The organism is Rhizobium viscosum (genome assembly GCF_014873945.1).
Taxonomy (GTDB): Bacteria; Pseudomonadota; Alphaproteobacteria; order Rhizobiales; family Rhizobiaceae; genus Rhizobium; species Rhizobium viscosum.
Genome location: NZ_JADBEC010000001.1, coordinates 1,858,941 through 1,871,787, shown reverse-complemented (window position 1 = coordinate 1,871,787; position 12,847 = coordinate 1,858,941). Strand labels below are relative to the sequence as shown.

At 59.3% G+C, this 12,847-nt stretch carries 11 protein-coding genes; 3 read left to right on the top strand and 8 right to left on the bottom strand.

The features are described 5' to 3' along the window. From tsaE to H4W29_RS09345, 8 genes are all read right to left on the bottom strand, one after another. On the bottom strand, nt 1-1,512 hold the full coding sequence (gene tsaE, locus H4W29_RS09380) for a tRNA (adenosine(37)-N6)-threonylcarbamoyltransferase complex ATPase subunit type 1 TsaE (RefSeq protein ID WP_192728677.1): 1,512 nt from the start codon (nt 1,510-1,512) through the stop codon (nt 1-3). After that, entirely contained in the window at nt 1,509-4,094 is a 2,586-nt protein-coding gene (locus tag H4W29_RS09375) for a sensor histidine kinase (protein WP_192728676.1), read from the bottom strand. The genes tsaE and H4W29_RS09375 overlap by 4 nt, the downstream gene beginning before the upstream one ends. 202 nt (nt 4,095-4,296) lie before the next feature. Beyond that, nucleotides 4,297-5,697, bottom strand: coding sequence for an adenosylhomocysteinase (ahcY, locus tag H4W29_RS09370; protein ID WP_192728675.1), 1,401 nt, complete (start codon nt 5,695-5,697; stop codon nt 4,297-4,299). A 168-nt stretch (nt 5,698-5,865) separates the two neighbouring features. Then, a complete protein-coding gene (locus tag H4W29_RS09365) occupies nt 5,866-6,141 on the bottom strand; it encodes an HPr family phosphocarrier protein (protein ID WP_113300867.1) in 276 nt (91 codons plus the stop codon). Between the two features lie 9 nt (nt 6,142-6,150). Beyond that, nucleotides 6,151-6,552, bottom strand: a complete 402-nt coding sequence (locus tag H4W29_RS09360; RefSeq protein WP_007813746.1) for a PTS sugar transporter subunit IIA — start codon at nt 6,550-6,552, stop codon at nt 6,151-6,153. 153 nt (nt 6,553-6,705) lie between these two features. Beyond that, nucleotides 6,706-7,146: an HPr kinase/phosphorylase gene (locus tag H4W29_RS09355; protein ID WP_192728674.1), complete on the bottom strand. Its 441-nt coding sequence runs from the start codon at nt 7,144-7,146 to the stop codon at nt 6,706-6,708. Continuing rightward, nucleotides 7,143-8,933, bottom strand: a complete 1,791-nt coding sequence (locus tag H4W29_RS09350; protein ID WP_192728673.1) for a sensor histidine kinase — start codon at nt 8,931-8,933, stop codon at nt 7,143-7,145. The genes H4W29_RS09355 and H4W29_RS09350 overlap by 4 nt, the downstream gene beginning before the upstream one ends. Before the next feature lie 76 nt (nt 8,934-9,009). Next, on the bottom strand, nt 9,010-9,747 hold the full coding sequence (locus tag H4W29_RS09345) for a response regulator transcription factor (RefSeq protein WP_192730700.1): 738 nt from the start codon (nt 9,745-9,747) through the stop codon (nt 9,010-9,012). Nucleotides 9,748-10,084: 337 nt separating this feature from the next. On the opposite strand from H4W29_RS09345, the gene H4W29_RS09340 reads away from it, so the two are divergent. The 3 genes from H4W29_RS09340 (at nt 10,085) to H4W29_RS09330 (ending at nt 12,839) form a co-directional block, all read left to right on the top strand. Continuing rightward, the gene (locus H4W29_RS09340; RefSeq protein WP_192728672.1) at nt 10,085-11,695 is read left to right on the top strand and encodes a phosphoenolpyruvate carboxykinase; all 1,611 of its coding nucleotides are present in this window, start codon (nt 10,085-10,087) and stop codon (nt 11,693-11,695) included. Nucleotides 11,696-11,791: 96 nt separating this feature from the next. Beyond that, nucleotides 11,792-12,229 carry an alternative ribosome rescue aminoacyl-tRNA hydrolase ArfB gene (gene arfB, locus H4W29_RS09335; protein ID WP_192728671.1) on the top strand — a complete coding sequence of 146 codons (438 nt, stop codon included), beginning with the start codon at nt 11,792-11,794 and terminating at the stop codon, nt 12,227-12,229. A 1-nt stretch (nt 12,230) separates the two neighbouring features. Next, complete coding sequence (locus H4W29_RS09330; RefSeq protein WP_192728670.1) at nt 12,231-12,839, top strand: alpha-ketoglutarate-dependent dioxygenase AlkB family protein; 609 nt, start codon at nt 12,231-12,233, stop codon at nt 12,837-12,839. Nucleotides 12,840-12,847: the final 8 nt, after the last annotated feature.

The following is a 12,847-nucleotide window of genomic DNA, read 5'->3' as shown; positions in this document are numbered from 1 at the left end:
TTATGATTCGACTGGCAGTATTCCAGCCCTTGTGCACCATTCGCGCAAGGGGGCAAGCATCTCGTGTTCCAGCGCAACCTTAAGATAGGAAAGCGTGCGCGGCATATGCTGCAGATAGCCGGGCTTGCCATCCCGCTGCAGGAGCCGCACCCAGAGGCCGGCAAGCTTGCAGTTTCGCTGCGCCGACATAATGGCCCATGCCTTCATGAATCCGGCTTCGTCGAAGCCGCCTTGGGCGCGCCGGAGCGAAAGGTAGTCATCCATCAGCTGGCGAAAAAGATCCGGCTCGATCGTGACGCGCGCATCCTGAACGATGGAGGCAAGGTCGTAAGCGGTTGGCCCGATCATCGCATCCTGGAAGTCGATGATGCCGATCTTGCGGATTCCGCTCTCCTGCTCGCGCCAGATGATGTTGGGCGAATGGAAGTCGCGCAACAGCAGGTTCTTTTCGGCCGATTGCAGCTCGTCGATCAGATTGTCCCAAATTGCCAGATACTCGTCTCGCTCCGCATCCGTCGGTGCCGTGCCACGCTTCCAGGCGATATGCCAATCGAGTATCAGCCGCACTTCCATCTTCATCGCTACGCGATCGAAGTCTGGAATGTGATGCGTATGCGCGGCAGAAACCGGGATGTCCTGTGGGACCTGCATCGAATGAAGATGGGCAAGGCAGGCAACGCTTTGCCGATAACGCTCGGTGATCGGTCGGCCGTCCTCATCCAGCACGCCTTCGGTACCGAGATCCTCGATCAGCAATATGCCCTGCTCGTAATCGACCTTGTAGATCTCCGGCGTTGCAAAGCCCCGCTCGCGCAACGCATCGGCGATCGCGACGAAAGGATAGGCGTCCTGTGCCAGATGCGCGACCTTGGGATAGGGCTTGCCGTCATAGACCGGCGGCCCCTCGGGATGCGGCGGCCAGTCCATGAGTATCTTCCGCGAAGCTTTGCTTGGATAGATGTATTCGTAGGCCCGAAGCGAGGCATCCCCGGTCAGGAATCGGCGCTTGGCTTCTCCGTAACCGGCATCGGCAAGGAAGCTGCGGATCGCGAGCACGCGATGGATACGGGCTGCAGTTTTCTCCGCCGCCGTGATTGTGGCGCGACGGCCGGTACCTTCATGTTCGAGCCGCAGGGAGATGCGCGATACCGGCAATTCACCTTCCGCCATCTCCGGCCATTCGACGATGCAGATGCCGTTTTCGAGCGCTTCGTCGAAACCGAGCTCCGTCAGTTCCGATGCATCGCCAAGCCGATAGAGATCGAAATGCGAGACGGGAATGCGCAGATCGTAAGATTGCACCAGCGTGAAAGTCGGGCTTGGGACTTCCAGCCCGTCATCATCAGCCATGGTACGCAGGAAAGCCCGCGCCAGCGAGGATTTTCCGGCGCCGAGATCGCCCGACAGTGCCAAGCAGTCACCGACCTTCAGCGCCAGCGCCAGATCATTGCCGAAGCGGAGAGTTGCCGCCTCGTCTTCCAGAAAAAGCGAGATGATGTCGCCCTGCGTCATTCGGCGGCGACGGAATGCGGCAGGTTGATGGAAGGGATGCGGCAGGTCACTGTCGTTCCCTTGCCGGGTTCGCTGTCGATGCTGACCTCGCCATTGTGCAGGCTGACGAAGCTATCGACGATCGAGAGGCCAAGCCCGGCACCGCCGCGCTTTCCGCTCTTCGCACCGGTTGCGAAGCGGTCGAAGACGGTAGCGATCATATCAGGCGAGATACCGGGGCCGCGATCCCTTACGGAGAACACAAAATCCGTGCCCTCGCGACGGCATTCCAGCGCGATCGACGCGCCCTCGGGCGAGAAATTGGCGGCATTGGCCAGAAGCTTCAGCAGAATCTGCTTCAGCCGCTGCGGATCGGCAACGATCGAGCCCAGATAAGCCGGCGCGGTGATCTCTAGCGATACGCCGCTCTCCTGCAGCCGATCGGCGATCTGCATGGAGACATCGTCGAGAAGATCGGCGAGATCGATTTCTGCATAGTTCAGCCGCATGATGCCGGCATCGACGGTCGCAAGATCGAGGATGTCGTTGACGAGCGTCAAGAGCACCGAGGACGAGGTGGCGATATGGTCGATATATTCGGCTTGCCGCTCGTTCAACGGGCCGACGCCAGGCGTGCGCAAGAGATCGGTAAAGCCGATGATGTTCGTCAGCGGCGAGCGCAGCTCATAGGAGACGTGCTGCACGAAGTCGTTCTTCAACTCGTCCGCCTTGCGCAACGCCTCGTTCTTTTCCGTCAGCGCCCGCTCGGCCCGTACGCTGTCGGTCATGTTGACGAAGGTCAGCATGGTCTGAGCATTCGGCAGCGGGATGACGGCGAAGTCGAGCACGAGGCCGGAGAGCAGTTCGAGCGTTCCCTGGCTTGAACGGCGCTCGTCGTCGAAGCTGGTGATCAGTTCTGCGAAGGTCTTCCAGCCATCGGGCTGGTCATAGGAGGGGGCACAAGCCTCGCCAATGCCGCGGATATGCGTGCCGGGCTTCGCCTCCGTCTCGGTAATACCCCAGAGCGCACGGAAAGCCGGGTTGGAGAGGCGGATACGGCCGTCAGGGCCGAAGACCGCGACGCCTTCCGAAAGGTGGTCGATCGTCTCGCCCTGTACCTTCACCAGCGTATTGTAGCGCGTTTCGAGATCGACCTGCTCGGTCAGATTCTCGAAGACCCATGTGGCGCCGCCCTGCGGATGCGCGGTCGCAAAGACACGCAGCGTTTGCCCGTTCGGCAGGTGCCAGAGGTCGGATTGCGTATCGAGCGAACGATAAACGGAAAGCGCCGTTTCCTTCCACGATTTCCAGTTCAGCTGATCCGGCAGTTTCTTGGCTGCACGAAGGCGTTCCAGAAGTTCGCTATTGTCGGGCTTGCTTTCGAGGAACGCGATATCGAGCTCCCAGAGCGAGACGAAGGCCTGATTGTAGAATTGCAGCCGGCGGTCGCCGTCGAAAATGGCGACGGGTGTCGCCAGATGATCGAGTGTTTCAGCATGGCTTTTAAGCGTCCGCTCCAGTTCAGCGCGAACCGCTTCGACATCAGAAACATCAACCGCAATACCGGCCGAGCCGCTGAGGACCTTGACGTCGACTACGTCGAAGAACGTGCGGTTGCCGCGCACGACTGTCGAAATCGTGTCGTGGAAAGGCGATTCCGGCGTTGCCGTAGCGTGGATGCGCTCACGGGCGACGGTCGTCAGGATTTCGCGGCCTTCATTGACAGCCTGCTGGGGCGATTGTGCTTCGACGGCATCGCCATAGGCATGATTCACCCAGGTCAGACGTCCGGCTGTATCACGCTGCCAGGCTGGCATATCGATGGCGTCGAGCATGGTTTGAAAGGCGGAGATCGATGTCATCAGCCGATCGCGCTCGATCTTCAGTTCAGCCAGTTCGGCGCGCAGATTGTTGAGCGCCACGAAGCGCACGAAGGCGCGACCGCCGGAAACCCGGCCTTGTGCTTCGATTACCTCGTCTCTGATCGTCTCGATCACCATGTCGAAACTCTCGGCCTGTTCACGCAGACGACCGACCGCCCGCTCCAGCTCGGAAGCCGACCGCGCCTTCAGCCAGAGACCGAAGGCAAGGAATTCATTGTCCTGTGGAGCGCCGGTTTCCGGCGGAAGCTGACCGAGGAGTTCCGGCCGGGCGACGCCATCCCAGATGACGATGCGTCGGTTCTTGTCGGCAATGAGCGCCTCATATTGGGAAATGCGCTGCTGCGCGTCCGAAAGCGCCGAGCGGATCTCGCGGCTTTCATTTTCCAGATTGCCGCGCTGGCGCACCAGCCAGAGCGTCGAAAGCAGGGCGGCCGAAATGACGCCAATGACGACGGAAAGGCCGACAACTTGCGAAGAGGTGAAAAGATGTGCCGACGCGCCAATACCCGGCTGCGCCTGCGCCAGAACCGGCCAAGCCGGTACGACGACTGCAGTGCTTGCAGCGCACAGCTTTGCAATACGTGCCAAAGACCAATGTTTTTGCCTTGCAGTCACAGGGACCGCGGCAAACTTATATTTTTGGCCTGCCTCAAGCGGGCGGTCGGCGGCGTAAGCGCCATCCTCCGCCTGGCCGAGCAGGCTGTGTTTCATTTTCGACATCCGAGGTATGTCTCCGTCCTTTAATGTGCCGCATCACGACAAGACATCCCATTTTCGTGGAAAACGGAGAGCTCCGCAGCCACGAATCAAGTCTTAAAACAATACTTCGTTAGGGAATCGTCGGAAAGAGCGCGCCCAAAAAATAAACCCCGGCATTTGTCAATGCCGGGGCCACCACATCTTGTGGATATTGGAGATGAAATCAGTATCTGTAGTGGTCAGACTTGAACGGGCCCTGTGGCTTCACACCGATATAGGCAGCCTGCTCTTCGCTGAGCTGGGTAAGCTTCACGCCGAGCTTGTCGAGGTGAAGACGGGCAACCTTTTCGTCGAGGTGCTTCGGTAGGATGTAGACCTTGCTTTCGTACTGGCCAGGCTTGGTGAAGAGCTCGATCTGCGCCAGCGTCTGGTTGGTGAACGAGGCCGACATGACGAAGGACGGATGGCCCGTTGCATTGCCGAGGTTCAAGAGGCGGCCTTCGGAAAGAAGGATGATGCGGTTGCCCTTCGGGAACTCGATCAGGTCGACCTGCGGCTTGACGTTGGTCCACTTCAGGTTACGCAACGCGGCAACTTCGATCTCGTTGTCGAAGTGGCCGATATTGCCGACGATCGCCATATCCTTCATCTGACGCATGTGGTCGATGCGGATAACATCCTTGTTGCCTGTCGTGGTGATGAAAATATCGGCCGAGGAAACAACATCCTCGAGCAGAACGACTTCGTAACCGTCCATCGCGGCCTGCAGGGCGCAGATCGGATCGGCTTCGGTTACCTTGACGCGGGCGCCGGCGCCGGAAAGCGAAGCGGCAGAACCCTTGCCGACGTCACCGTAACCGCAGACGACGGCAACCTTGCCGGCCATCATGACGTCGGTGCCGCGGCGAATGCCGTCAACCAGCGATTCCTTGCAGCCATACTTGTTGTCGAACTTCGACTTGGTGACAGAGTCGTTGACGTTGATCGCCGGGAACGGCAGCAGGCCCTTCTGGCTGAGCTGGTAGAGGCGATTGACGCCCGTCGTGGTTTCTTCGGTCACGCCCTTGATGGCATCACGCTGCTTGGTGAACCAGCCAGGCGAAGCGGCAAGGCGCTTCTTGATCTGGGCGAAGAGGATTTCCTCTTCTTCGGAATGCGGGTTGGAAAGAACGTCCTCACCGGCTTCGGCACGAGCGCCGAGCAGGATGTACATGGTGGCGTCGCCACCATCATCGAGGATCATGTTGGAGAAGCCGCCATCGGCCCACTGGAAGATCTTGTCGGTGTAAACCCAGTAATCCTCGAGAGACTCGCCCTTGATGGCGAAGACCGGAACGCCGGAAGCGGCGATCGCTGCAGCGGCATGGTCCTGCGTCGAGAAGATGTTGCACGAAGCCCAGCGGACTTCGGCGCCGAGCGCGACCAGCGTCTCGATGAGAACGGCCGTCTGGATCGTCATGTGCAGCGAGCCGGTGATACGCGCGCCCTTCAGCGGCTTGGATTCACCGAATTCGGCTCGGCAGGACATGAGGCCGGGCATTTCGGTTTCGGCGATGGTGATTTCCTTGCGGCCGAAATCTGCAAGACCGATATCGGCGACAACATAATCTTTTTCAGTGCTCATAGGGCTCTCCAGGCTGAAAACGTCTCAAAAACATCGCAAGGACGCGACGATGACCGCAACGGATCGAACACGTGCGGAATGCACGTCATGCTCGCCGTTTAGCAGGCTTCAGCCGGGAAGGCAACGGGGATATAAAGAAGTCTTTATATCTTTATATGGCGCTGAAGATCAGATCTCTTCGCCGAACTTGTTCTGGATGAGCTGATCGAGGGCATTCAGTGCTTCGGCAGCCTGATTGCCGGTCGCCGAGACGACGACGCTGGAGCCAGGACTTGCTGCAAGCATCATGAGGCCCATGATGGAGGTTCCTCCAACCGTCATGCCGTCTTTGGATACGGTGATCGTTGCATCGAAGGCATCGACCGTCTGGACGAACTTTGCCGAAGCACGCGCATGCAGGCCACGCTTGTTGATGATGAGGAGTTCCCGGGAGAGCGGTGTCATGGAGGCTTCTTACTTTCCGCTCAGGACCCGGCTCGCAACGTTGATGTATTTGCGGCCTGCCTCGGAGGCCTCGGCAAGCGCCTTTTCCATGTTGTTCTCGCCGCGTACGCCGGCGAGCTTGATCAGCATCGGCAGGTTAACGCCGGCGATGACTTCGGTGTGGCCGCTGCTCATCACCGAGATTGCGAGATTGGAAGGGGTACCGCCGAACATGTCGGTGAGAATAACGACGCCATGGCCGTCGTCTGCGCCGGAAACAGCTTCGAGAATGTCCTGTCGTCTCTGGTCCATATCGTCTTCCGGTCCGATGCAGACCGTTTCGATGAATTTCTGAGGACCGACGACGTGCTCTACGGCATGACGAAACTCTTCAGCCAGCTTGCCATGAGTGACAAGCACAAGTCCGATCATGATATTACTGCTCCCATGGCATACGCAAACCGTGGCCCCAATATCGCAACGCAGCAATTACGTCCACCGGTGGGGGCACATCTTGGCGATCAAAAGCCGAAGTGCAAGATAAAAATACAAATATATAGGCCGTACCAGGCCGTCCGGAAGGCCTCAACTTCCGATTTCCGGCGCTTTTGCCATCAACACGGCAAGAGGCAGCGGAAGATTGGGCAACAATCGCAATACAGGCAACTCGAAACCCTCGGCAAGAACGACGGTTTCTCCGTCCGCAGGGAGCCGGTTTTCTCCTGTGGGGCTGGCCGGCAGGATCGCAAAATGCATCTCTGCCTCAGCGATATGATCGTGCTTTACGATCCCGGTGCCGCGCAATTCGATGAGCCCGGCAATAGCGGGCGGACAGGCAGCAATGATTGCTCCATCCTGTTTCGAAAGAAATATTTGGTCATCGGCCACCAGAACAGAAAAAACGCCCTGCCGCCGCGCCTCCGCCATGCAGGTAAAAGCGGTCATCGACTTGCCCCAGCCTGAGGGGCCGGTGAACAGCAGGCCGGTCTTTCCGATGACGATTGCGGTGGCGTGGATGTTGATCATGCCGCGGCATCGGCCGGAAGGGCAAGGATGAAGCGGGCGCCGAGCAGCTTGCCGCTCTCGTCGTCGACGATGTTTTCGGCCCGCAATGAACCGCCATGCGCCTCGGCGATCTGCCGGCTGATGGAAAGCCCCAGGCCGGAATTCTGGCCGAAGCCTTCAGATTCCGGCCGGTCGGTATAAAAGCGTTCGAAGATGCGGTCGATATTCTCTGCCTGGATGCCCGGACCGTTATCTTCGATATAAACAACGCAGCGGGAACGGGTACGGACCAGACGCACCGTGATCCTGCCGTTCTGCTCCGGCACGAAGGAGCGGGCATTTTCAATCAGGTTGGTGATGATTTGGCCGATACGCAGGTCATGTCCTTTGACGACAAAGCGCGTCTTGACGTTCGGCTTGCGATCGACGGCATAGTCGATCTCGACCTTCTTCTTGGTGCTGCGGATCTGGCGCGATACGTCGATGAGGTCACGCAGAAATACTTCCAGATCGACAGATCCGGCATCGACACGCGCAAGCTCGGCATCGAGGCGGGATGCATCGGATATATCGCTGATCAGACGGTCGAGACGGCGGACATCGTGCTGGATGACATCCATCAGCCGTTTCTTGGAATCGTCGGACTTGGCGAGCGGCAGCGTCTCGACGGCACTGCGCAGCGAGGTCAGCGGGTTCTTCAGCTCATGGCTGACATCGGCCGCAAAGCTCTCGATCGCATCGATCCGGTCGTAAAGGGCCGTCGTCATTTCGCGCAGCGCAATGGAAAGGTTGCCGATTTCGTCCTGGCGCGCCGAAAAGTCCGGAATTTCCTCGCGTTCCTTGGCGCCGCGGCGCACCCGGATGGCCGCCGCCGAAAGCCGGCGCAGCGGATTGGCGATGGTCGAGGAAAGCACGAGCGCCATCAATACGTTGACGAGCGTCGCAACGCCGAACACGCGCATGATGGCGAGACGTTCGGCATGCACGATATTGTCGATATCGCCGGCCTGCGTCGACAGTAGCAGTACGCCGAGCACGGCCCGGAAGCGCTGGATCGGTACGGCAACTGAAACGATGAGCTCACCCTTTTCCGTCGTACGCACGACTGCGCCGCGTACGCCCGTCAGCGCGTTCATCACCTCGGGATAGATCGAGCCGTCGCCACCAGGCGCTTCCTTGTAGACCGGAAGGTTGCCCGGCTGCAGGGCCTTGTTGAAGAGGGCTGTGAACCATTCGCTCCAGGTCTGTTTTTCTTCTTCCACCGGCGGCAGGTCGAAACGCAGAACCTGGCCACGCGAATAGAGATGCCGGGAATCGAGCAGCAGATTGGCATCGGCATCGAAGATGCGGGCGCGGGTGCGGGTCGGCGAGATCAGGCGCCGAAGAACGGGTGCCACCTTTTCCGGATCGATCGGGAATTCGAGATCTTCGTCGTTCGGGACCGGCGTAATGCTCTGGCCGGCCTGCAGTTCGAGCAGCTTCTGCGGATCGATGGTAATCGAGTTCGTATCGACGGAGGCCGAGGCAGAAACCGCGCCGGCGATGATTTCACCCTGTGTCAGCAGGCTCTCGACACGCGCGTCGATCAGGCCTTCGCGGAACTGGTTGAGGTAGAGAATACCACCGACGAGGACGAGCAGGGCCGCAAGATTGAAGAAGACGATACGGCGCGTCAGGCTGGAAAAGACGGCATTGCCGAAGATGCGGCGGATCAGGGTGAAGGGATGCGACCAACGCCGACCTCTGACGCGTCGGGTGCTCACGCCCTCCGCATCATCCAGATCCCTTTCCTGCACCAACTGTGCCAATCACGGCCCTTTCGGAGGGTGGGGCCGGCTTAACCGGCCCGCCGCCCTCATTCGTCTCTCCCTGCGCTTTGAAGCGTCAGGCTGCTTCGCGGAAGCGGTAACCCACACCGTAAAGCGTTTCAATCATATCAAAGTCTGTATCGACCATCTTGAACTTCTTGCGCAGCCGCTTGATGTGGCTGTCGATGGTGCGGTCGTCAACATACACCTGTTCGTCATAGGCAGCATCCATCAGGGCGTCGCGACTTTTCACCACACCCGGGCGCTGGGCCAGCGAATGCAGGATCAGGAATTCAGTGACGGTGAGGGTGACGGCCTCACCCTTCCAGGTGCAGGTGTGGCGTTCCTGGTCCATGACCAGTTGGCCGCGTTCGAGCGAACGGGCCTGCTGAACCGCACCCGCCTTTGGCGTACCGACGGTGGCAACGCCGCCGGTTGCGGCTGCCTCACGGCTCGAAGCACGGCGCAAAACGGCGCGAACACGCTCGACCAGAAGACGCTGCGAGAAGGGTTTGGTGATGAAATCGTCGGCGCCCATCTTCAGGCCGAAGAGTTCGTCGATCTCTTCATCCTTGGAGGTGAGAAAGATGACGGGCATGTCCGATTTCTGGCGGAGGCGGCGCAGCAGCTCCATGCCGTCCATGCGTGGCATCTTGATATCGAAAATCGCCAACTGCGGCGGGCGGGCAAGTAGACCATCCAGCGCGGAAGCGCCGTCCGTGTAGGTCTCGACCTTATATCCTTCGGCTTCCAGTGCAATCGACACGGAAGTGAGGATGTTGCGGTCGTCATCAACGAGCGCGATTGTCGGCATGGTGTTGGTCTCCGTCATCAGTGCGCAATCTCCCGGATTGGTCGTCCCCAGGCGGTCTTCGTGACCGGTTGCGCTTATGGAGGATAAAGGTGGAACAAATTGTGGCAAAGATAAAGGGGTAGATTGCCAGTCCTGATGATCCACAATCGGAAGTGGTGCGACAAGTTGTTTCAACAGAAGGTCTTCAAACGATTTAAAATGGATTTCCGAAATTTAAATCGATTAATTATTTGATATCATTGTATTTTTTGTGATTAGGGCTATTGCCATTTAAAATTTCTCCTTTTACTTTCAGGCAGATTTTAATGGCCAAGGCGCCTCAGCGAAGGGAAAAGCTATGGAGACGTTCGGAGTTCATAACCAGGCAATCGAGCTGGCGACGATCGGTTTCAGCGACGTACGGAGCGTACGTTACAACCTCTCCGCCGCTCTTCTCTATGAGGAATCGATTCGCCGGGGAGAGGCCGAACTGACAGCCCAGGGCGCTCTTCGCGCGACCACCGGCCAGCATACGGGCCGCTCGCCACGCGACAAGTTCGTCGTCCGCGATGAAAACACCGATGGCCAGATCTGGTGGGACAACAACAAGCCGATGTCGCCGGAGCATTTCGCCCTGCTGCATAAGGACATGCTGGCCCACGCCGCCGGCAAAGACCTCTTCGTACAGGATCTCGTCGGCGGCGCCGATGCAGGCCACGCGCTGCCGACTCGCGTTGTGACCGAATTCGCCTGGCACTCGCTCTTCATCCGCAACCTGCTGATCCGTCCGAAGGCCGAGACGCTTGCAAGCTTCGCACCGAAGCTGACGATCATCGACCTGCCGAGCTTCAAGGCCGATCCGGAGCGTTATGGCTGCCGCACCGAAACGGTGATCGCCTGCGATCTCACGAACGGCATCGTGCTGATCGCCGGCACCTCCTATGCCGGCGAGATGAAGAAATCGGTCTTCACCGTGCTGAACTATCTGCTGCCCGCCAAGGGCGTCATGCCGATGCACTGCTCGGCCAATGTCGGCCCGGCAGGCGATGCCGCCGTCTTCTTCGGTCTCTCGGGCACCGGTAAGACGACGCTTTCGGCCGATCCGGCCCGCACATTGATCGGCGATGACGAGCATGGCTGGGGCGAAAACGGCATCTTCAATTTCGAAGGCGGCTGCTACGCCAAGACCATTCGCCTCTCGGCAGAGGCCGAGCCGGAAATCTACGCCACGACACAGCGTTTCGGCACCGTCCTTGAAAACGTTGTTCTCAACGAAAACCGCGAGCCGGATTTCGACGACGCATCGCTGACGGAAAACACGCGCTGCGCCTACCCGATGGATTTCATTCCGAATGCATCGGAAACCGGCCTTGCGCCTCATCCGAAGACGATCATCATGCTGACGGCCGACGCTTTCGGCGTCATGCCCCCGATCGCCAAGCTGACTCCCGATCAGGCCATGTACCACTTTCTTTCGGGCTACACCGCCAAGGTGGCAGGCACGGAAAAAGGTGTCACGGAGCCGGAAGCGACCTTCTCGACCTGCTTCGGAGCACCCTTCATGCCGCGCCATCCCGCAGAATACGGCAATCTGCTGAAGGAGCTGATCGGCCGACACGGCGTCGAGTGCTGGCTGGTCAACACAGGTTGGACCGGTGGCGCGTATGGCATCGGCAAGCGCATGCCCATCAAGGCAACCCGTGCATTGCTGACGGCCGCCCTTTCAGGCGAACTTGCCAAGGTCGAGCTTCGCGCCGATCCGAATTTCGGCTTTGCCGTTCCGGTCGCAGTCGAAGGCGTTGATACCGGCATCCTCGATCCGCGTTCGACCTGGGCCGACAAGCAGGCCTATGACGCGCAGGCTGAAAAGCTGATCTCCATGTTCATCGCCAACTTCGCCAAGTTCGAAAACCATGTCGACGGCGGCGTGCGTGATGCAGCGCCCGGCATCAAGGTCGCTGCCGAGTAATTCGGCATTGGAATCAGTCGATTCACGTGAAACCCGGTCGCTCCGGTCGGGTTTCACCCGCTTTCAATTCGCAGTCATTATGCGCTAGAAGGCGGTATGGCCAGCGACGCGCTTTATATCAACGACAGGATCACCATCGCCGGATGGGAGCTGACGGAACAGTTCGTTCTGGCGGGCGGTCCGGGCGGTCAGAACGTCAACAAGGTGTCGACCGCCGTTCAGCTCTTCTTCAACATCCCGAACTCGCCCTCACTCAACGAGCGGGTCAAGGCCAATGCGATCAAACTTGCCGGCAGGCGCATGTCGAAGGACGGCGTATTGATGATCGAGGCAAGCCGGTTCCGCAGCCAGGATCGCAACCGCGAGGATGCGCGCGAGCGGCTGAAGGAACTGGTCCTGGAGGCCGCCAAGCCACCGCCGCCGCCGCGTAAAAAGACAAAGCCGACCAAAGGCTCGGTCGAGCGGCGCCTGAAGGAAAAATCCGGCCGCTCCGAAGTCAAGAAGATGCGCGGCCGGCCGGGCGGCGGAGAGTGATATGCCGGCACTCCTGAGCGGCGTCCGCCATCTTCCCGAATATCTGGATCGCACCCGACAGGAAGCACTGGTCGGCATAATCAGAAATATCGTGGCGGAGGCACCGCTCTACGTGCCGGTCATGCCCGGCACCGGTAAGCCGATGTCGGTACGGATGACCAATTGCGGCTCGCTCGGCTGGGTCACGGATAAGGAGCGCGGCTATCGCTATCAACCGTTGCATCCGGCAACCGGCAAGTCATGGCCGGCAATCCCGCAGGAACTGCTTGATACTTGGAACGACGTTTCGGGCTATAACAAGCCGCCGGAGGCCTGCCTCATCAATTTCTATTCGGATGAGGCGCGCATGGGCCTGCATCAGGATAGGGATGAAAATGATCTGAAGGCGCCGGTTGTCTCGATTTCCCTTGGCAATGCCTGCCTGTTTCGCGTGGGTGGAGTGAATCGCAACAAGACCATGTCCTTCAAACTGTCGAGCGGTGATCTCGTCATTCTCGGCGGGGAGGGGCGGCTCTGCTTCCACGGCGTCGATCGCATCTATCCGGCCACCTCGACGCTTCTGAAGAACGGCGGCCGCATCAACCTGACGCTCCGCCGCGTCAATCCCTGATCCACGTT